At 31.7% G+C, this 21,611-nt stretch carries 16 protein-coding genes and 1 pseudogene; 16 read left to right on the top strand and 1 reads right to left on the bottom strand.

What is annotated here, in order from left to right; all coding sequences use genetic code 11:
- The first annotated feature begins 461 nt into the window (after positions 1-461).
- The 12 genes and pseudogenes from EP747_RS19465 to EP747_RS19410 all read left to right on the top strand — a co-directional run bounded on the left by EP747_RS19465 (position 462) and on the right by EP747_RS19410 (position 16,374).
- Complete coding sequence (locus tag EP747_RS19465) at positions 462-1,976, top strand: spore germination protein (protein WP_129691732.1); 1,515 nt, start codon at positions 462-464, stop codon at positions 1,974-1,976.
- Positions 1,963-3,075 (top strand): Ger(x)C family spore germination protein, encoded by a 1,113-nt coding sequence (locus tag EP747_RS19460; RefSeq protein ID WP_165347163.1) that lies wholly within the window; start codon positions 1,963-1,965, stop codon positions 3,073-3,075. The genes EP747_RS19465 and EP747_RS19460 overlap by 14 nt, the downstream gene beginning before the upstream one ends.
- A gap of 19 nt (positions 3,076-3,094) precedes the next feature.
- On the top strand, positions 3,095-4,204 hold the full coding sequence (locus EP747_RS19455; RefSeq protein ID WP_129691730.1) for a GerAB/ArcD/ProY family transporter: 1,110 nt from the start codon (positions 3,095-3,097) through the stop codon (positions 4,202-4,204).
- A 326-nt stretch (positions 4,205-4,530) separates the two neighbouring features.
- Positions 4,531-5,001, top strand: coding sequence for a hypothetical protein (locus tag EP747_RS19450; RefSeq protein WP_129691729.1), 471 nt, complete (start codon positions 4,531-4,533; stop codon positions 4,999-5,001).
- 805 nt (positions 5,002-5,806) lie between these two features.
- Positions 5,807-9,349: a S8 family serine peptidase gene (locus EP747_RS25265; protein ID WP_129691728.1), complete on the top strand. Its 3,543-nt coding sequence runs from the start codon at positions 5,807-5,809 to the stop codon at positions 9,347-9,349.
- Positions 9,350-9,470: 121 nt separating this feature from the next.
- The gene (locus EP747_RS19440) at positions 9,471-10,130 is read left to right on the top strand and encodes a hypothetical protein (protein WP_129691727.1); all 660 of its coding nucleotides are present in this window, start codon (positions 9,471-9,473) and stop codon (positions 10,128-10,130) included.
- A 638-nt stretch (positions 10,131-10,768) separates the two neighbouring features.
- Positions 10,769-11,353, top strand: a pseudogene (locus EP747_RS19435) (carbohydrate ABC transporter permease); the annotation flags it as partial.
- Between the two features lie 121 nt (positions 11,354-11,474).
- On the top strand, positions 11,475-12,155 hold the full coding sequence (locus EP747_RS19430; protein ID WP_129691725.1) for a response regulator transcription factor: 681 nt from the start codon (positions 11,475-11,477) through the stop codon (positions 12,153-12,155).
- Positions 12,152-13,972 (top strand): sensor histidine kinase, encoded by a 1,821-nt coding sequence (locus EP747_RS19425; RefSeq protein ID WP_129691724.1) that lies wholly within the window; start codon positions 12,152-12,154, stop codon positions 13,970-13,972. The genes EP747_RS19430 and EP747_RS19425 overlap by 4 nt, the downstream gene beginning before the upstream one ends.
- 141 nt (positions 13,973-14,113) lie before the next feature.
- Positions 14,114-14,407: a hypothetical protein gene (locus EP747_RS19420; RefSeq protein WP_129691723.1), complete on the top strand. Its 294-nt coding sequence runs from the start codon at positions 14,114-14,116 to the stop codon at positions 14,405-14,407.
- A gap of 200 nt (positions 14,408-14,607) precedes the next feature.
- Positions 14,608-15,552 (top strand): polysaccharide deacetylase family protein, encoded by a 945-nt coding sequence (locus EP747_RS19415; RefSeq protein WP_235832946.1) that lies wholly within the window; start codon positions 14,608-14,610, stop codon positions 15,550-15,552.
- Between the two features lie 108 nt (positions 15,553-15,660).
- Positions 15,661-16,374, top strand: coding sequence for an N-acetylmuramoyl-L-alanine amidase family protein (locus tag EP747_RS19410; RefSeq protein ID WP_129691722.1), 714 nt, complete (start codon positions 15,661-15,663; stop codon positions 16,372-16,374).
- Positions 16,375-16,664: 290 nt separating this feature from the next.
- Here the strand turns inward: EP747_RS19410 and EP747_RS19405 are convergent, their stop codons facing one another.
- Entirely contained in the window at positions 16,665-17,180 is a 516-nt protein-coding gene (locus EP747_RS19405) for a DUF421 domain-containing protein (RefSeq protein WP_129691721.1), read from the bottom strand.
- 501 nt (positions 17,181-17,681) lie between these two features.
- Between EP747_RS19405 and tatA the strand changes: the two genes are divergently transcribed.
- The 4 genes from tatA (at position 17,682) to EP747_RS19385 (ending at position 20,916) form a co-directional block, all read left to right on the top strand.
- On the top strand, positions 17,682-17,870 hold the full coding sequence (gene tatA / locus EP747_RS19400) for a twin-arginine translocase TatA/TatE family subunit (RefSeq protein ID WP_129691720.1): 189 nt from the start codon (positions 17,682-17,684) through the stop codon (positions 17,868-17,870).
- 154 nt (positions 17,871-18,024) lie between these two features.
- Positions 18,025-18,408 carry a copper resistance protein CopC gene (locus EP747_RS19395; protein WP_129691719.1) on the top strand — a complete coding sequence of 128 codons (384 nt, stop codon included), beginning with the start codon at positions 18,025-18,027 and terminating at the stop codon, positions 18,406-18,408.
- A gap of 308 nt (positions 18,409-18,716) precedes the next feature.
- The gene (locus tag EP747_RS19390) at positions 18,717-19,730 is read left to right on the top strand and encodes a multicopper oxidase domain-containing protein (RefSeq protein ID WP_129691718.1); all 1,014 of its coding nucleotides are present in this window, start codon (positions 18,717-18,719) and stop codon (positions 19,728-19,730) included.
- A 16-nt stretch (positions 19,731-19,746) separates the two neighbouring features.
- The gene (locus EP747_RS19385; RefSeq protein WP_129691717.1) at positions 19,747-20,916 is read left to right on the top strand and encodes a ZIP family metal transporter; all 1,170 of its coding nucleotides are present in this window, start codon (positions 19,747-19,749) and stop codon (positions 20,914-20,916) included.
- The last annotated feature ends 695 nt before the right edge of the window (positions 20,917-21,611 follow it).

Here is a 21,611-nt window from a genome sequence, read left to right as displayed (position 1 = left end):
TTTGTAATTCAGGCTGATTTACCAAAGGGGACACATATAAGTATATAAATACAAAAATCTTAATGTACTAGTGAAGTAATTAGTTGACCAGAAGAACTGTTTTTATAGATAAAATTCACAGTTTAAAGCATTGGAAGGATGTATTAGAGAATTAATTAAAATTTTAAATTGAATACTTTTATTGTATATAAATTAGTAAGAACGAAAAAATAAAGTAGGAGATTAGATGGAAATTTTAGGCAGACTATATTTAATACTGAAATAAGTAAACGAAATAATGTCACTTTTTAAGGTGACCAACTATTTATTAGAAAACAATTTACCAACTGAGGGCGATCACTTTCCGTATTTTTTACGTATCAAAAGGAAATATCTTCTCTTTATTCTTATATTTGGTAATCCCTCACATATATGAGAACTCAAAGTAAAATCAAAATAATTCAACCTATTGGGTGGTCTAAATGCGTTTAAAATCTATTGAACGAAATTTAAATAGTGAAAAGTCCGAGAAAGAAACGAAGTCAATAACATCCATATTTCAACAGGCTGCTAAATCGAGCGATTTCCATCAATTTTCATTTTCTGAAGAACAGGATATAACCATTAGTTACTATAAAAGTATGGTAGATGCAGATAAAATAAATAACCTTCTACTTACGTCATTACAAGAGAATATTAATAAAATTAGTACGATTAATGATGTGAAGAAGTTGATTCCGTTTGAGGATGTTGAATTTACAAATAACCCACTAGATATCGAAAAAAGATTAATAAAAGGGTATGTTATTCTTGAATTCAAGTATTTTAAGCGCTTTTTGACGATAAACGTAGAAAATACAAAACTTGGTTATCGCGAGAATAATGATACAGAAAATGAATTTAGTGTTATTGGTCCAAAGGTTGGGTTTGTTGAAAACCTAAGTACTAACCTACATCTACTTCGAAAACATATAGCTGTACCTGAGTTAGTTTTTGAGGAAATCAAAATAGGTTCAATGTCTAAAACAGAAGTAGTTATTGCATATTTGGATGGAATTACGAATCCAGAATATGTGCAAACTGTTCGTCAACGTTTGAAAAACATCGATTTCGACGTTATTTTTGATAATTCCCTAATTGATCAAATTATTTCAGATAACTCAAATACGCCTTTTCCTATTTTTTTATCTACTGAACGGACTGATAGGGTTGTATATGCAATGGTTAATGGCCAAGTTGCTATCTTATCGAATGGATCGCCTTACATTATTACAGGACCAACTACTATACTGGATTTTTTCATTTCTCCTGAAGATTATTATCTAAATTGGGTACTAGGATCGTTTTTTCGAATCATTCGTATAATGAGTGTTATTTTCTCATTGTTTGCTACACCAATATATGTAGCAATATTAACATTTCATTATGAAGTTTTACCTGATGATTTATTGCAACCCCTAATTAGTTCAAGAGCTCATGTTCCATTTCCCCCGATATGGGAAGCTATTTTTTTGGAAACTACTATTGAATTATTGAGAGAGGCAGGAGCTCGCTTACCTACAAAAATTGGACAAACACTGGGTATTGTTGGTGGTATTGTAATCGGACAGGCATCTGTCCAAGCTGCACTAACAAGCAATATTTTACTGATCATTGTATCACTGTCTGCACTTGCTTCTTTCACAACACCTATATTTAAAATGTCAAATGCAATTCGACTATTGAGGTTTCCACTAATTTTACTTGCAGCATTTATGGGCGGTTTTGGAATAATAATAGGATTTGTTCTTCTATTAGGGCATTTATTAAAGCTTAAATCCTTGGGAAATCCATATATGGTTCCTTTGTATCCTTTTAGAATAAAAAGCTTTAGCGATAGTTTTATTCGGTCATCATATCAGTTTACAACGACTCGAAGTCGATTTTTAAGACCTCTTTCACTAAAAAGATATAATCCAAATCAAGTTAAGGATGATCGTAATAATGATAATGAATAAAATAAATAGAAAAAATATTTGCTCTTTTTGTGCTACTTTTCTACTATTGTTGTTACTATCAGGTTGCTCTTTTCCACGGCAAAAAATTATTGATGAAATACAAATTCTATCAGTATACGGTTTTGACAAGGTTGATAATCATTTTGTTGGAACGGCACTTTATTCTGATTATACCGAAGTAGGAAACAAAGGGAGCACTATTTTACAAGGTACTGGGAAGAAATCACTATTAATTAAACAAGCTCTAAATGAACAATCTCCAAAACCAATCGAAATTGGAAAGTTGAATCTTCTAATCTTTGGAAAAGAACTAGCTGAAAATGGGGTGTCTTATTTTGTTAAGGCGGTTTGTAGGGATCCATTGATTGGAAGTAATGCAATATTGGCTGTTTCAGAAGAACCAGCAGGAGAATTATTAATGAAAAACAAAGAGAAAGACAGCAACTATATCTATAAATTGATTGAACAAAATTTTAGGAATCAATTTGTACCACTTCCAACTTTTCATAGTTTTTTATTTGATTACTATGGAGAAGGTCGAGATGCTTCAATACCTTATATTAAGATAAATCAAAAAGAGAATATTGAGGTAAAAGGGCTAGCTGTATTTAAGAAGGACAAACTTGCACTTGTTTTAAATCAAAAAGAAAGCTTACTGTATAAAATATTAAGAGGGAGAGTAATTAGAGGACAAACAGAAATTTCTATACAGAAGGGACAGAACATTGATTCTGCAATATTAACGATTTTAAATGGGAACGAAAAAAAATTAATTAAAACCAATAAAACAAAAACGAAAGCGAAATTTGATATTACTCTAAATGGGATGGTAAAAGATTATCCTGAATGGCTAGATTTAATGAAAAGAAAAAATAATTTATTTTTAAACAATCAATTGGAAAAACAGATGAAAGAAGATTTTGAAAAACTATTATTAACCTTTCAAAAACATCAAGTCGATCCTTTAGGTATAGGTGATTTAGCAAGAGCACATTCAAAAAAATGGAACGAAAAGGAGTTTTATGGAAAGGTTTATCCAGCTGTTGACTTTGATGTGAATGTAAAAGTTGTATTATCTCAATCTGGGATTGGCGAGTAAAAAGTGAAGGAGATCGTCTATGAGTAAACAATTAAAAGAAAGTTTGACAGTATCTCCATTTTTTTTATTATTTCTTATTCACAGTACCCAAACAGGTGTTGGCTTGTTGAATTTTCAAAATAAAATAGTAAAAGGAGCCGAACAAGATGCATGGGTTTCGGTTTTAGTAGTTGGTATCTCTTTACATATCATTATTTGGTTAATGTATTACTTGTTAAAGAAATCAAATAATGGAGATATAATTTCTTTACATCAACAATTATTTGGGAAATGGATCGGTAATGCTTTAAATATCTTTCTTTATGTCTACTTGCTTTTAGTAATTACAACCATAATTAGGTCCTATATAGCTGTTCTTATTACTTGGGTTTTTCCGTATTTTCCAATTTGGCTTTTATCACTTATTATGCTTTTTGTTATCACTTATTTGGTCATAGGAGGATTTAGAGTTATTACCGGAATATGTTTTTGGGGAGTAATAATCCCTTCTATATTATTGTTTACATTTTACTTTCCATTGAAATATGCTTATTGGACGAATTTATTACCAGTTTTTAATCATAGTATAAGTGACTATTATGTTTCAGCAAAGAATTGTATCCTGATGTACTCTGGACCTGAATTTTTGCTTATTTACTTTCCGTTTATTAAAAATAATCAAAAATCTCAAAAATGGGCACACATTTCACAAGCGTATACAACCATTTTATACTTATTTATTACATTCGTTTCATTTGCCTATTTTAGTCATGGACAACTTAAACATATAACTTGGCCAACCCTAATGATGTCAAAAATTATTCGCTATCCTTTTATAGAAAGATTTGAATATGTATATATTTTTTTATGGCTCTTAGTCATTCTTCCTCCTTGCTGTATGGTATTGTGGGGAGCGTTTCGAATTTTAAAAGAATCGTTTAAATTTAAATCTAGGAAGTCTTTATGGTTCTCAATAATTATTGTTCATTTCATGGTTATTAGTGTGAAAAGTAAATTGGATATGGAGAAAATAGGGACTTTCATGACATACATCACTTCTAGCTTTCTTTATGTTTATATACCTATTTTATTTATGATTTTTATTGTCTTTCAAGCTTTTAAAAAAGCTGATCGTTTAGAGAGAAATTAGATTGAAATATGAAATGAAATGTTATCTATCATAAGGACCTAAAAAATACATCTTCTAATAAATTTTAGTTGATCGTTCCAAAATTACGCGTTCCTACTAGAAGTAGGGACGTTTTTTCGTATTAAAATTAGGTTGCGATAGTTTAAGATAATTAATTTATATCCAAATGTGTACTCTTATTTGTTTCGTGAATTTTTTCTGATTGTTCTTTTTTTTGTTTATACTGCATTGTACATCCATTTGTTAGAATACTTTACCAGTTGTCTCATATCGTTTTATAGACGGACACTTGATAATGAATAGTGTATGAGGAGAGAGGATGCAGCATGATGAAACGATTTGCAACGTATTATCCATATGAACAAAAATTATTGATCGAGGGTCATCACAAACCCCTTCAAGAGGCAACGAAAAATGGACGATCGTTTGCTGATTCAAGATTGATGTTCGCTCATTTGGCCAAAGAAATAGGAAAGAAAGTGATACTTGTCGGGTTAGGAGTAGGAGTAATAGGATTACTTATTCCAACGAGTAAACTTTTCCTGTACTCAGAATACATGATCATAGGGAAAGCTTACTACCATGCAATCGATTGGGTGCATTACGATGTTGTGCAACTCATTCACAATTTATCATCAATGAATATCAGTTCGGATCACTATATTGCTTCGATTGATCCACATCAAACACCAAGTAGTTCTTTTGCAAAAGACGGTCATTATATCCTCGAGAAAATCGATGGAAAAATGAAGAATCATTTCGAAGGGGTTAAAGATTTTCTAGAACGAAATCAATGAAGAAAAAACTCCTTGCCTTGATGAGGAGTTTTTTACATTCGTCATTTCATATGTTCGATGTGTTTGAGGATATATTAATCAAAGTTTACCCTGAGTAAACAGATTGGATCCTAAAAAGTATAATTTTTAATTCCTTATTCATCTAACTGGAAAACTCATACACTGGTTGAACAAGATCGACTATTTCGTCGATTTTTTTTATTAGAAGGTATTATGGAGATTTCTATACTTTATTCATATTTAAATAATCCATTTTATTAAAATAATAAGAATATTTTATAGGTCTTAATGACTGATAACCCCAATCTCTAATACCTAATTTACTTATCTTAATAAAATACTTACAGATTACTTCTTATAATTCTGTTTTTTTCTTCATATTTCGCTAAATAACAAAGAGAAAAAGGTCTATTTTTGTAAAATAAGGATAAAAAATTCCCCCAATTTACAGTGAATGCAAGCACAACTACAATATGATTAAAGTTCCCAATCCAAATCGATAGAATATTAGATTTGTATAGTTGAAAATTTTTACGGGATTTAAAATCGATAAAGTTCTTTTATGGAATTGGGAAGGAAATTCGAAAGGGGAGATTTTTCAACAAAACATAAGGAAGTAGAAATGATGTCTTACATAAATTGTTTATTTTAAAGTAGGTCTTAGATCTTTATCTTTTTTTATAATGGGTCTGTCCCTCTAGCTGTGTTCTTCAACTAATTTTAGAAGTATTCCATTAATTTAATCCTCTAATTTTCTTGTAAAGACTACTCGTTAATAATTTTATAGTTTGAAAGGGTGGAGAGTTTGAAAAAAAGAAACGGATTTCCTTACAAGGTAATTTCTTCAGTTGGACTTTCAGTTTTACTATTTTCAACAACTGTATTTGCAGAAGGGGTTAGTAATAATTCATCAAATGAAAAAACAACTCGTAATATAAGCGATTACATAAAAAAAGGATTATTATCTGAACAAAATCAAAATCGATCTAGTGACAAGAATCAAATTGGAGATAAAGACTTATACAATTTGGACAAACAACAAATTAAAAAATTTAAACCAGACGAGAAAGTAAGAATAATAGTTGAGGTTGATAGTCCAGTAGATGCATCAGCCATGTCTGAAAAAACGAAAGAGAAAGAGTTTAAGATAAAACAAGATAAAGTCATTACTAATCTTAATAAAACGAAAAAAAATATTCATGTAAAACATCGTTTCTTTACAGGGTTTAACGGTTTTAGTACTGAAACAGAATACAAGAATGTTAAAGATATCAAATCAATTCAAGGTGTAAAAAATATTCATATTGCTAGAGTATTCCAACCATCTATGGCTGCAAGTAAAGAATTAGTACAAGCTCAAAAAGTTTGGGAATCATATGGATACCAAGGAGAAGGATTAGTAGTTGGAGTAATCGACTCAGGTATTGACTGGACACATAAAGATTTGACTCTGACTGACAAAGGAAAACAACAAGAAAAGTGGACAAAAGAAAAGATTCAAGGAAAATTTGCAGAAACAAATGTGAATGAAGTTTGGTATAGTGACAAAGTTCCAACAGGATATGACTGGGCCGATGATGACACAGATGTTATTCCTGGCGAGTATGGAAGTCCACATGGTACACACGTTTCAGGAACAATCGGTGCAAATGGTGATGAAACGAAAGATGGAGTAAAAGGGATTGCACCTGGCGTACAATTGTTAGCGGAAAAAGTATTTTCGGATTATGGTGGCGGAGCATATGAGGATGATCTTATTGCAGGAATCCAGCACGCAGTAACGATGGGTGCAGATGTTATAAATATGAGCTTAGGCAGTGATTCAGGGTGGGTTGGTGAAGAAGATGATCCAGTACAAAAAGCGATTCGTCAAGCAACTGAACAAGGTACATTGGTTGTTGTTGCAGGAGGAAATGCAGCTTATAGTACGAAAAATTATCTATTAGAAAGAACATCACTACCATTTGCAGAGAATCCAGATATCGGTACAGTAGGATCACCTAGTGTCAGTCCTTTTGCTTTATCTGTTGCATCTTATGAGAATTCAAAAATCCATATGGATTCTATGCAATCAACTACTGGTGAAATCTTTCCATATAAAAATCAAGCTGGCAAGAAACTTACTGACGTTTTAGAAAAAGGGAAAAATTATGACTTTGTTTACGTTGGTGAAGGAAGATCTGCTGATTATAAAGGAAAAGATGTAAATGGTAAAATTGTTGTAACAAAACCAATTCCATCAACAGGTTATATAGGGAATGTTACTTTCCAACAAGAAGCAGCAAAAAGAGGGGCAGTTGCACTGATCCAAGTACCAGCCTCAGATGTACCCGACTATCCTGATATCGACTTTTCACCGTATTTTTTAACTTCTGTTACAACATCAAAAGTAGTAGGTGATGATTTAATCTTTAAACTATCTAATGGGCAAAAAATAAGTATGCAACTCTCTAGTGGAACATATGTCGATAATGAATATAAAAATCAAATGTCTTCATTCTCGTCATATGGTGCACCTTATACTTTAGATTTTAAACCTGAAATTACTGCACCGGGCGGAAATATATATTCGACAGTACCTGGTAACAATTATGATGTTTATAGTGGTACATCAATGGCAACACCACATGTTGCAGGCGGTTCAGCTTTGCTTTTACAGGCACTTTATCAAAAAGGATTAACTCATTCAGAAGATACGGTTTTAAAATCAAAAATTGCATTAATGAATACAGCAAAAGTTGTTATGGATCCAACAACAAATAGTGAAGTACCGTATTCTCCACGTATACAAGGATCTGGTTTAATGCAAATTCAAAATGCAATTAATACTCCTGTTATTGTAACAAGAAAAAATACTCCACTTGAGCAAGCTGGGGCAGTAGCATTAAAGGAAATTAAAAACGATAGAGCAATCTTTGATTTAAATGTCGAATCCCTTGAAACTAAGAAATCAAAAGAAGAATATGAGTACACTGTTAATGTAGATCTTTTAACAGATGATACAGTTACGAAACAGTTTGACTTAAATGGTGATGGAGCCTTAGATTCAAAAGATTTTTTAACTTTATCAAGTAAACGTATTGAAGGTGCTTCTATATATGTAAATGGGGAAAAATTAATTGGTACAAATGGGGCGAATTTAAAAATTAAAGCAGGAGAAGAGAAAAACCTGAAGGTCGAGATTCGCTTTCCCAGAACATTAAGGAAAAATTCCTTTGTGGAAGGATTTGTCCGCCTTACTCCAGTAGGAAAAGATCAAGAGAAAGCGGTTCCTTTAACAATGCCATATATGGGCTTTTTAGGTGATTGGACAGAACCGAAAAATATCGATCCTGCTCCTTGGAATGATGGTGTATTTGTAGGATATACTGTACTTTGGGATGATGTATCTGAAGCTCCATTAGGATATGATCGAATGACAAATAGCTTTAATTTAGATCATATGACGATTTCACCAAACACGTTTGCACCAGGTGTTTACCCGTCGTTTCAAGTATTACGAAATCTAAAAGAAACCGAAATGTATATAGAAGACCAAAAAGGGAAAAAAGTTAAATGGCTAGGAAACTTTAGTGAATTCACAGCGGATGGTTCACCATATAAATTCACAAAAAACAACATGGCTAATGGTGATTTCTACTATATGTTTGATCAATATTCTGCACCTAATTATACATGGAACGAGACAAATGAGAAGGGTGAGTTTGTTCCGGATGGTACTTATAATTATGTAATCAAATCAACTTTGGATTATAAAACTGCGAAACCACAATATGTAAAATTGCCTGTAAAGATCGATTCAACGGCTGTAAAAGTTTCAAATATTCAAGTGCAACCAAAAAATGGAAAATATGAAATATCATTTAATGCTGCTGATAGTGCCGGTAGTAGTGGATACAAAGGTGCCATTGTATATGTAAATGGCGAGTATTATGAAACGAACGAAGGCGAAACATCTCTTATTGTACCAACTGAACCAAAGGGAATTTTAATAATGGGTTATGATTATGCATACAATCAAAGCTACGCTGTTTGGGGTGATCGATCATATATTGATTATAATATGGTTCTTAGTTGGTTTTACGTTTCTGGAACAAATGTAAACGAAAATAATCCTGCTCAAATAACTGGTTATGCAAACAATCGTGTAGATTGGAAAATTTATGTTAAAGATGAAAATGGTAAAATAATTGAAACTAAAGATGTACTAAACGAGCATACTTTACGTATGAAATGGACACCTGAATCAAATGTCCCAGATGGTACTTATTTTATTTCTGCAGGTGTTACAACGAAGGATGGATTTAATGTAACAACAGAATCAGAAAAAGTTACAGTAAAACGTTAATTTTTTGGTACAAGCCAGCTTTATAAGAGCTTGGCTTGTCTTTTTTTGTATTAATTTTATTTAGGTGTAATAAAGAACTAGTCATAAATTCTTCAAAGAACACGATTTGGAGGAACAACTTTTGAAAAAATCAATTGCAATATTTAGCTCGTTATTACTTTTAAGTGGGTGCGGGCTATCAAAGGAAGAGGTATTTAAACGATTTGACCATAATCAACAGTATCAAGTCAAAAGTGTTGAGATACCGTACCAAGATTTTTTGAATCCTTCGTTATATAAGGACGTCCTTTATGCAACTGTAAATGATAAAAGTACGGGAACAAATAAGTTAATTCAGATGAATATGAAAACGAAAAAAATAACTTCAATCTTTAAATCGAAATTTAACGATCCGATGATACAGGGAAGTATGGTAAATAAGGATTGGTTAATTTGGGTAGATGCAGTTGCAGATGGGGAAAGAAATAAAACGTATGTGATGAATAAAAAGACGAAGAAAATAACTCGGATTTCCGCATCTGTTCCTGGTCTATACACAGCTGATGCTCCATTTTTATATAAAGATTACGTCGCTTTTGTTTATGTGAAAGAAAACAGAGAATGCGTTGTACGATTATATGACTTAATACGAAATACATATAAAGATGTAGCAAAAGTAAATAATTTACAATTATATAATAACTTTGTTCATATGGCAGAGGGAAAACTAGTATGGACGGACACCATTAGCGAGAAAGGGTATTACTATGTCTATGATCTAAAAACTGGTCAGATAAAATAACATGAATCCCCTTTCAAATACCCAGGTTATGCAAAGCTGACAAATAATAAAATCTTTGCGATCCATTTTGAAGATTTTAGATATTGGAATAATCAACACTTTGGGTATTACGATATAAATGTTAAAGAATTCGTTGATGTAGATACACATTCAAAATATATAAATTCATTCGATGTACATGGTGATTCACTAGCAATCATAGATGATAAGGAATTCAGTATGTATCAACTTTCGAATAAGAGCATTAGGAAAATAGAGGTTAATATAAAAACTCAACCTAATCTGATTGGTTTTTCTTCAAGCGGGAAATTACTGGCTAGTTATTATTCTGATTTGAAACCAATAGTTAAAATCGTTGAGTAATAGTTAAATTTATGGAATGCTGACTGTCTATTTTTACTGATGATTTAAGTGGAATTTTTGAATTAAAAACTGAGAGAGGTGGTAGTCTCCTTTCTCAGTTTTTTTGTGTTTAAAATCTAACAAATTCGTTAGCTTTTTACTGTTTTAACAAATCAATTTTTCGCCAAATCTTTATTTCATCTTTATCTCATCTTTATCTCATTAGGATATATTTCTTTCAGAGCAGAATTATTATACAAATAATAATTACTCAATTATAGAAAGTAGTGAGTTCAATGAACATTCGTAAACGATTAAATAACGATGGTAGGGTTGCAGCATTTTTCTTATTACCTAGTTTGATTGGTTTTTCCCTTTTCTATTTAATCCCATTTGTTATGGGAACAATCTATTCATTTAAAGATGGAGCGGTTGGGGGGTTATTTGTTGGCCTTTTCAATTATAAAGAGCTACTAGCAAGTGCTTCATTTTTAAAGGCTGCGTCAATTACATTTTGGTTTACCGCAATCAATGTCCCACTTTTAATTGGGATTTCTTTACTACTGGCACTTTGTTTGGAACAAACAGTACTATTTAAAAATGTCATAATCAGTTCATTCATCTTACCAATTGTTGTCCCAGTGGCTTCGATCGTTATGCTATGGCAAATATTATTTGATTGGAACGGTACATTTAATTCATGGTTAGTGAGTTTAGGCTTTACTCAAATCAATTGGATGAAGTCAAATTGGTCGATAACAGTTGTATCAGTTGTTTATTTATGGAAAAACATCGGATATGACATGATCCTTTTCTTAGCTGGGCTTCAAAATATACCGAAAGATTACTATGAAATAGCCGAAATGGAAGGCGCAGGTCGTGCATTTTAATTTAGACAGCTATCAAGAGCAAAGGATTAATGGATACATGAATTATTAATAAAATTCCATGTTGGATAAAATAGTAGTATGGGAGAGCATAGAAAGCGAGCGTGGATAGAACATGCCATATAAAATCTTAATCGTAGAAGATGAAACGATTTTACGTGAAATCGTAAAAGATTATTTATTAAATGAAGGTCATGAAGTAATTGAAGCAATCGATGGTGAACAAGCATTGGAATTGTTTCAAGAACTAGATTTTCATCTCATTATTCTCGATATTATGTTGCCGAAAGTCGATGGATGGGCAGTTTGTAGAAGAATACGTAAAACGTCAAATGTACCAATCATCATGTTAACTGCTCGGGTTGATGAAGATGATACTCTGCTTGGGTTTGAGTTAGGTGCGGATGACTATATTACAAAACCTTATAGCCCTCCAATTTTGCTAGCAAGAGTTAAACGTTTGCTTGAAAGTCGATATAAAACGAATGAGACCTCAAAAGATACTTTATCTAAACATGGCATATCGGTCGATTTTTCTTCACGGAAAGTCAAAGTAGATGGTGAAAATATCAATTTAACCCATACTGAATTTGAAATATTAACATATTTAATGCAAAATTATGGGATTGTGATTACAAGAGAACAACTCGTGGAAAAGGTTTGGGGCTATGACTATAATGGTGATGATCGAACAATTAATACACATATACGTAATTTACGGACGAAATTAGGCAGTAAATCAAAACTGATTTCAACGATCATTCGAACAGGTTATAAATTTGAGGAAACCGTATGAAATTTGGGATTGTCATAAAACTGTTTTTATTAACAACAACTTTGTGTTTGTTAATCACTGGATCCATTTATATTGGTCAAACAATTTTTTTTAAGCAATATTATGCGAATCGTAAAGTAAATGATCTAAAATCAAGTATAAAATCATTTGAGAAACAATATCTAAATAGTAACGGTAATGTTCAGTCAATTCAGCAATTAGAACAAGATTTTTATCGTGTTCAAAATACATGGATTACTACTTTAGACCAAAATGGAAATATAAAAACCGCAAATGATTATTATGCGGAAATTAAAATAGTAGAAGGTAAAAGTTCATCTCATTACTTAAGGGTTCCTCTGTATCATTTTTTTAAAGCAGAAGAGTTTTTAAAAGATACGCCTACAATTTCAAAAGGTGATAGTGTGGATCTTTATACTGTTGAAAAAAAAAATAGAAAGATCCCATTCTATCTTTACTCAGTACAAAATAATTCATATTGGGTAAATCAATATATTTGGACAAACATTGAAAAAGAATTAAAGCCTAATAATCAACATAACGATCTAAAAGAGAAAGTAGATTTAACCCAAAAATATGTCACTAATTTTCGAATCAATCGATTAAAGGGAATGATACAAGATGTACGAATTCCTAATCGGAATGATGTTTCAAGCATCATATATAGTAATAGTTTATTAATGGATCGAATTAATGAGTTCCAAACGAGCTTATTGTTTGATGAAGAAAACAAATACACAAATTTCAAAACGCTTGATTATGAACAAAATGGCATTAAATATAAACTTTTTATCGATCCAATCAAAAATAAAAATGGTGAAACAAATTATATTTTTTCAATGGCGTCCTTACAACCAGTAGACGAAGCAGTACAAATGGTAAAAGATTATTTTGTCTATATAATTGCGTTTGTTTTACTTCTTACAATTTTAGCGTCCATTTACTATTCATTCAAAATTGCAAGACCATTATTAAGAATTAACGATACTACTAGAAAAATTGCTCACTTAGATTTTTCAGAACGAATAGAATATCATTCGAAAGATGAAATTGGCGATTTATCTCAGAATATAAATTTACTTTCAAATACGCTGCATTCACATATTACACAACTACAACAAGATATTGAGAAAGAAAAACAATTAGAAAATACAAGAAAAGAATTTATTTCAGGTGTTTCACATGAATTGAAGACCCCACTCAGTATTATGAAAAGCTGTATTTCGATATTAAAAGACGGTGTTGCTAGTCATAAGAAGGTCTACTATTTTGAAGCGATGGAAAAAGAAGTCGACAAGATGGACTTATTAATTGTCGATATGCTTAAACTTGCAAAATACGAGTCTGGAACTTATAAAATGAAAATGGAACCCTTTTTTATTGATAAAATAATTGAGCATGTTTGTAATCAGTTATCTTTAGAAATTGAGAAAAAAGAACTAATGATTCATAAAGATTTAACGTCAATCGAAGTGTTCGCAAATCAGCATCGAATTGAACAAGTATTCACGAACTATATAACAAATGCCATCCGCTATACCCCTGATCATGAACATATCTATATTTCAATGAAAATAGAGGACGAGCAAGTGAAAGTGTGCGTTGAAAATAAAGGGTCACATATACCCATAGACCAATTAGATAGGGTTTGGGACCGTTTCTATCGCGGGGATACATCAAGACAACGAACAGAAGGTAGTACTGGGTTAGGTCTTGCCATTTCAAAAAATATATTAGAACTACATGATGTGAGGTATGGTGTCATGAATACATCAGATGGCGTATTAATTTACTTTTATTTAAATAAAAATAATTGAAAATCTGTTTGGAAAATTGAACTATACTATTCTTTCAGTTGTATCGCCCAAGTCAAAAGGGCGATTTTTTATTACAGGTTAATGCTCCTAGAATTACCCGACCAGTTATTTTGTTGAAGTTTTTATCAATCTATAAGGGATATGTTCTCTCTTAATATCGCGTCAAATGAAAAGGTATTTGCCGATTTATTAAATGGAGCAATAGGAGGGAGTGCAAAAGTTTACGGAGGCAAAGGTGGAAAGATAACCGTAACAGAAGAGTCGCTTCAACCACTTAAGCAGATGATTGCTGAAGCAAACACAGAAGTAAGATGGAATGATAAGGTTCAAAAAATTCTCTCAGAGGAAACGCCAAGCTATTTTGAAGGTCAAAAATCTGCGGAAACTGTAGAGGATATTATACAGTACAGAGTAATGACCTACTTAAACGAGTAGAAGAATAAAGAAATTCCTAAGAGACCATTCAAATGGTCTCTTTTTTATATCCAGAAAAACAACAAACAGAAATTCGGACTTTTTTGTCATTATTTATTAATCTTCATTGATACTTCATCTCATCTTCATTTCATCTTTATTCAGAGCCTTTATCTTTATTGTATAGAAATTCAAGGAGTGGAGAGTGCGGTGAAAGAGAGATGAAATCCCGAAAAAGAAAGAAAAAAAGGATGTTAAAGAGAACAATTTTAAGCTTATGTGTGATATTACTAATATTCTCACTCATTTACCATTTAGTTGGTAAATTGAAAGGATTTGCTACTGAAAATGTAGCAAAAAGTGCTGAAACCGAACAGTTACAATTAAAGACCTCCAAAAACAGCATAAAACATAACAAAGAAGGTAATTCAAAACAATCAACTACTAAGAAATCAGAGATAGGAAACTTAAATAAACCAAAAGAAAGTAGTCAAAAGCCCAATCATCAGGAGCAAGAAAATAATATCAATTTGTCCATTAAGAAGCAACAAATTATTCAAGATCAGAAAGTTGTCTATCTGACATTTGATGATGGACCGAGTGCGCTGACAAGCCAAATTCTAGATGTATTAAAGAATGAAAAAATAAATGCGACTTTCTTTATGGTTGGAAAAAACGTAAATAACCATCAAGAAGAAGTAAAAAGAGCGGTTCATGAAGGGAATTACATTGGCGCTCATAGTATGACCCATAACTATCATCGACTTTACAAACAAAGTCTTTTTGTTTCAGAAATGGAACAATCTTTATCAATTATCAATCATGTGACTGGTGAAAAAACTCGATTAGTTCGTGCTCCTTATGGATCGAGGCCAGGATTGAGCTTGAAACTTCGCAATGATTCAGTTAACGCAGGATTGAAAATTTGGGATTGGAATGTAGATACACATGATTGGGAGAACACTGCTAATGCTTCGACTGTTGTAAATGAAGTAAAGAAACAAACAACCAAAAATAAAGAAGTCATTTTACTACATGAAAAGCAAACAACATTGGATGCACTTCCTGAAATTATTAGCTTTTTAAGAGCAAAAGGGTATGCATTTAAGGTATATAACCCGAATGAACATTTTTCATTAAATTTTTGGAATGATCGACGTCTTTGAAGTTTTATTCTTCATTTCATCTTTATCTAAAGTTGATTTTGTCTTCACTAGCAATTATTAGACTATTAAATATCGGAAAAATTGATAGAAAACTAAGGGGGAATTTCTATGAATCGAAAGAAAAATAGGAAGATAAGACACTTCTTATTTTTAATCAAATCATTTATAACGGTAGTGTTATTTATCAAACTTAAAGATAATGGAATAACAATAAATAAAGAAAATTCAGCTCACGCATCAACTGAAAATAGAAGTAAAGGAAATGAATCTACTGAAAAGATATTAACTGGTAAAACAATTGTAATTGATGCAGGCCATGGTGGAGAAGACATAGGTGCAAGTGGACAAAATGGAACAAATGAAAAAGATGTAACATTAGAAATGGTCAAAAATATACAAAATGAATTAAATAAACGAACTGGGGCCACGGTAATATTAACCCGTAACGATGACGTGAAAGTATCACTCGCAGATCGTGTAAAAATTGCTAAAGATAGTAATGCAGATCTATTTCTAAGTATTCACTTCGACGCCTTTTTTACAAATGAAGTTGAAGGAATAACTAATTACTATAATAAAAAATCGGACAAGCCTTTAGCAGCATTAATACATGATTATATTTTTAAGAATGGATTGGACGCAAGAGATCGTGGAGTTAGTTTAGGTGACTACTATGTATTAAGAGAAAACCCACGACCTGCAATCTTATTGGAACTTGGATACATTTCAAATTCAACTGATGAAGCGCGAATGACTTCGGAAGAATTTCAAACAAATACAACAAATTCAATTGTTGATGGGATGATCGATTATTTAAAATAGATAAAATCGTAATCAGGACAGAGAAAAATATAAAGATGGAACGAAACAAATTAGCACTTACGAGGAAGTTAATATAGTAGAAGTGACAAAAAAAGCAAGGCATTCACTGTGGTGAATCTAGGGTCATTGTAGGCTAACGAATGCGTTAGTTCAATAAGAAGAAGGTCTGTTTTAACAGACCTTCTTAGTACTAAATAGCACTATATTTGAATAATAATTATCATTTGAAAACACTCCAAAGTTAAAAATGAGTGTTTATTATAAAGTGAAATAATGACTTTTTCTTAGCTTTACTTAGATTCTAGAATTTTTGTTTCAATTAGTCGCACTAAATTTTGAATGTCCTGCTTAGTTGCAGGCTGTGAGTTTGGCTTCAATTTATATCCAATTTGCCCATTCGCTTCTAATGAAGCCCACGCTACATCTTCAATTGAGGTTATTCCCAACTGGTGTAAACGCATTTTTAGATTTTCAGTTGTAAGACGTGTATTTTTCATGTTTTCTATATTTAAGATACCATCTTCAATAATGATAGTTGACTTACCAGTTAGTAATATTTCTAATGGATCTAATTTTAATTTAAGAAACTGTAACACAAATACGGTTAGAATAAGGATAGAGGCAACACCAAAACTGGTCCAAATACCCTTATTTTCAATTGGGCGACTTAATAAGGGACCAATAGTACTCATTAAAACAAGTTCAGAAACTGTCAATTTAGAAATAGAGTTTCTTCCAGCTACTCTTAATAAAAGCGTTCCCATGATAACAATTAGAACTGCTTTCCAAACAAAATCAAGTTGCATATAATCATCCTTTTTTACTTAATTTTCCAAAGGAGTACATATGATTGTATTTTCAACATATCACCTAGTCCATATATCCTTCTAAGAAATTGCAGTGGCATTGAAAAAGTTCCACCTATAAACATTGAAAGAGCAATTTCATTTAATCAACTATCAATTTGACTATCCTGTTACACTCATCTTCTGTATTTTTTGCTGTAAAAATACATCTTTTTACAATTTGGTAGCAATTGAAGGTAATTGACAGCTTACTATACTACAAAGAGCAATCTATAAAAGTATTGCCCGCATACTTCGCAATACCGTTATGAAATACTATCTAAGAATAAAGTTGTTTTTCTTATTCAATTAACATGTAATAAGATGGAACCTAATCTTATTTATAAAAAAAAGTTGTCTATAATGTGGACAATTAAAAATTAGAATAGAAATATTATCGATAAAGTCGTAATATATGTAAGTTAAGTATGAAGATAAAATCAGGAAAGTAGGTGAGTGAATATGACAAATATAGGCATCCCAGGGTTAATATTAATTTTAGTTTTAGCATTAATTATTTTTGGACCTAAGAAATTACCTGAAATCGGTAAAGCTTTTGGACAGACATTAAAGGAATTTAAACGATCAACACAAGAGTTAACAAGCGATATTGTAGAAGATAAAGATGCTAGTAAGGGAGATAAAAAGTAAAATGGATCGAAGTGGCTTGGTAAGTATTTACCGAGTTTTTTTATTAGGTCAATTAAAATTTTTTAACCATATATCACAACTACATCACAATTTTATACTCGAATAAAAAGTGTTGTATTTAATTATTAATTTTGAAATAAAGAATGAGATTTATATGAAAAAAGGTTTATCAATCCTAATTTTACTACTATTTATATTCCCGTCGTTGGCAACAGCACATACAACACTTGAATCATCGAATCCGTCTGATGGACAAGTTATTACTGAACCATTAAAACAAATCATATTAAACTTTGAAAATACTTTAGAGAAACTGAGTTCGTTAAAGGTATTTCAAGGAAGTTTGTTAAAGGCTGAAAGTATTGTCTTAACGTTAGTTTTCTTTTTTACTGGAGTATTGAGCACAAAATCATCTCCTCATGAAATTGATTTGACCATCAGAACGGAAGGACCATCTAAATGGATTAAAAGAATAATAGGGATAGATATTGTAACAATGAAGTTGTATTTTTTGCTTCTTCTAAAGGACTCATGTTGATTGGAATGTCTGTTATATTCCTAGTGCTTTTGGTTTTAAGTTTTTTTAAAAAAATAAATGTTGTATTGCCAATACTGTTTGCCCTATGTTTTATTATTACAATGTACATGGCCTTAATGTATAGTGTCATAACCTAAATTCAAAAGATTGTATCTTATGTATTAACTACAAAAGGTACAATCTTTTTTTTATTAAAAAAATTTAATATTAGGTGAAATTTCAATTGACAATAGGTTCGTCCGTACCATAAAGTATAGACATACACAAGAAAGTTGCGTTAGGGAAAAACTTTAAGAGGAGGTCAAACTATGTCTAATAAAAAGGTGTCAAGACGAGACATACTAAAGATTGGTACAACTGGCATGCTAGGTCTTGCTGGAAGTATGTACTTAAATGCGTTAAGTCCATTTTCTAATAAAGCAAATGCTTCAAATCATACTAATCATAAAAACAACCATTCTATGAATCATGATACTATGATTGATAGCACAAAAACAGATGGTTATAAAATGGCTGAACGTTTATTAACTGAATTTGATTATGGAAAAGTGTCGACTCTTCCTGATGGTCGAACACTTCGTGAATATACTGTTGTTGCAATTGATAAAGAAATTGAAATTGCTAAGGGGATTAAATTTCCGGGTTGGACGTTCAATGGAACCATACCAGGACCAACTTTCAGATGTACGGAAGGTGATTTGTTACGTTTTCATTTTACAAACAAAGGGAGTCATCCTCACTCAATTCATTTTCATGGTATCCATCCACCAAGTATGGACGGACTTATGCCTATTATGCCTGGACAATCGTTTACGTATGAATTTGAAGCAAATCCCTATGGATTACAAATATACCACTGTCATGTTCTACCTTTAGCACGTCATATTCATAAAGGTTTATATGGGAATTTCATTATTGATCCAAAAAAGCCGAGAGAAAAAGCGAAAGAATTTAATATGGTGATGAACGGATTTGACTTAGATTTAGATGGTGGAAATGAATTCTATACTGTCAATGGGTATGCATTTGCATTTATGAATCATCCAATTAAAGTGAAGAAAGATGAACTTGTTCGAATCTATTTAAGTAATTTAACAGAATTCGACCTATTAAATTCGTTCCATTTACATGCAAATTACTTTACGTATTATCCAACGGGTATTAATGAAAACCCGTCACAATTTACAGATACGATAATGCAATGCCAAGGTGAACGTGGAATTTTAGAAGTCCGTTTCCCGTATAAAGGTAAATATATGTTTCATGCCCATGTCAGTGAATTTGCAGAGCTTGGATGGATGGGATTCTTTGAAGTTGAATAGAAAGGGGGGAATGACTATGAAGCTAAAATGGTTTTTATCTGGACTTATTCCATTTATTCTATTAATTGCAGTATTAGGTTGGATTTTTGCAAATGGAGCTGGAATTGAAAAAGATCCAGCTGCACCAATTGAAGTGTTAAATATTGAACAGATTAAAGTAACGAAATCAGGATTTGAACTTGATGTGAAAAATACAGGACCAGAAACGTTAACTATTGCACAATTAATGGTTGATGATTCGGTATGGAACTTCACTGTTACTCCTAGTCAATCTTTAGAGAGGTTTCAAGATGGTAAGGTTATAATTTATTATCCTTGGGTTGAGGGAGATCCCCATGTTATTAAGTTAATAACTGAAAATGGAATCGTTACAGAAGGTGAAGTAGCAGCAGCAACCTTAACACCTGAACCAAGTTGGAAAAGCTTTTTTAATTATGGACTCATAGGTTTTTATGTTGGAATTGTTCCGATTGGTTTAGGTTTATTATGGTATCCATTTATGAAACGGTTAAAGCGCAGTTGGATTAACGCTATACTAGCGCTTACTGTCGGACTACTACTATTCTTATTTGTAGGAACTTTAGCAGATGGATTTGAAATCGGGGCTGAAGCACCAGCAGTCTTTCAAGGAAATATGGTAGTGATTATCAGTACAGTACTTTCGTTTCTACTTTTAATTGGTTTTGATCAGTATCAACAGAAGCGACAAAAAAGTAAAGGTTATACACCATTTGGGATTTCATTATTAATGGCAACGGGAATAGGAATGCATAACTTTGGAGAAGGTTTAGCGATTGGTTCGTCGTTTGCTCTTGGTGAAGCAGCACTTGGTACGTTTTTAATAATAGGTTTTACACTTCATAACATAACTGAAGGAATTGGAATTGCTGCGCCACTATTAAAGACAAAACCAAAGATTAGTACATTCATCCTTTTAGGTGCAATTGCAGGTGCACCAGCCATTTTTGGGACTTGGTTCGGAGGTTTTATCTTCTCTCCAATATGGGGAGCGATCTTCCTAGGAGTTGGAGCTGGAGCCATTTTACAAGTAATCTTTGTTATTACAAAAATGCTAATTGAAGACCACAAAAAACATAATGAACAGTCCGTTTCTTGGTTAAATTTTGCTGGATTTACATTAGGACTATTAATCATGTATTTTACAGCTTTCTTTGTCAAATATTAAATATATTAATAGAAATGAACAAATCAAAGTTACTAGAAAAGGAGATAGAAAAATCTATCTCTTTTTTAATTATTTTTCAAACATGATATTAATGGGTAATATTCTTTATTTTGATCGGCTAACGAAAATCATTATCTATTTCACGAGATTAGCAGGTGGAATCCAGGGATTTTAAATGAATTTAATTAAATTTTAATTCTATCAAAAAGGTTGGGCTAAAATATTAGCTCAACTTTTTTTATATTGACTAAGTCTCTTCTAAATTGAGTAATTTTTTATAATAAGGTAAGAAAATGTTTATATTTTTCAGTAATAAAATAGAAGAATAACCCTACTTTCACTATGCGATAATTAGTAAGAGGATTTGCAAATTATTAATGAATATCATTTATCAAGCGAATTGGAGATACATATGGATCAATTATTAAGCTTTTTCCTGAAAAATGTCTTGAAATCTCTAATGATTGAAATAAAAAAAACATAAGATTACGATTAAAAAAACGTGGATTAATTAAACAATCTATGGATAAAAATGGGTATCGTTTCTTGATCGAATTGACTCAAGAAGGAGAAGAGGGGGGAGTACGCTCTTTTTTACCCTTACCAATAATTCTTAATCAATCTGCAACCACGTAAGATCAACCAATTCTTGGCGACTCATCCCACTAGTTGCAAAAGCTTAAATATTAATTCAT

It is taken from the genome of Gottfriedia acidiceleris (assembly GCF_004138285.1).
In the GTDB taxonomy this organism is placed as follows: Bacteria; Bacillota; Bacilli; order Bacillales; family Bacillaceae_G; genus Gottfriedia; species Gottfriedia acidiceleris_A.
The sequence above is the reverse complement of the archived record's forward strand: the minus strand, read 5'-3'. Positions and strand labels throughout refer to the sequence as shown.

Bases quoted from the DNA above. Each gene is read 5' to 3' on its own strand.
- tatA (WP_129691720.1), top strand. From the start codon at position 17,682: ATGACAAATATAGGCATCCCAGGGTTAATATTAATTTTAGTTTTAGCA.
- EP747_RS19450 (WP_129691729.1), top strand. From the start codon at position 4,531: ATGATGAAACGATTTGCAACGTATTATCCATATGAACAAAAATTATTG.
- EP747_RS19410 (WP_129691722.1), top strand. From the start codon at position 15,661: ATGAATCGAAAGAAAAATAGGAAGATAAGACACTTCTTATTTTTAATC.
- EP747_RS19395 (WP_129691719.1), top strand. From the start codon at position 18,025: ATGAAAAAAGGTTTATCAATCCTAATTTTACTACTATTTATATTCCCG.
- EP747_RS19415 (WP_235832946.1), top strand. From the start codon at position 14,608: ATGAAATCCCGAAAAAGAAAGAAAAAAAGGATGTTAAAGAGAACAATT.
- EP747_RS19390 (WP_129691718.1), top strand. From the start codon at position 18,717: ATGTCTAATAAAAAGGTGTCAAGACGAGACATACTAAAGATTGGTACA.
- EP747_RS19420 (WP_129691723.1), top strand. From the start codon at position 14,114: ATGTTCTCTCTTAATATCGCGTCAAATGAAAAGGTATTTGCCGATTTA.
- EP747_RS19460 (WP_165347163.1), top strand. From the start codon at position 1,963: ATGATAATGAATAAAATAAATAGAAAAAATATTTGCTCTTTTTGTGCT.
- EP747_RS19430 (WP_129691725.1), top strand. From the start codon at position 11,475: ATGCCATATAAAATCTTAATCGTAGAAGATGAAACGATTTTACGTGAA.
- EP747_RS19385 (WP_129691717.1), top strand. From the start codon at position 19,747: ATGAAGCTAAAATGGTTTTTATCTGGACTTATTCCATTTATTCTATTA.
- EP747_RS19465 (WP_129691732.1), top strand. From the start codon at position 462: ATGCGTTTAAAATCTATTGAACGAAATTTAAATAGTGAAAAGTCCGAG.
- EP747_RS19425 (WP_129691724.1), top strand. From the start codon at position 12,152: ATGAAATTTGGGATTGTCATAAAACTGTTTTTATTAACAACAACTTTG.
- EP747_RS19405 (WP_129691721.1), bottom strand. From the start codon at position 17,180: ATGCAACTTGATTTTGTTTGGAAAGCAGTTCTAATTGTTATCATGGGA.
- EP747_RS19455 (WP_129691730.1), top strand. From the start codon at position 3,095: ATGAGTAAACAATTAAAAGAAAGTTTGACAGTATCTCCATTTTTTTTA.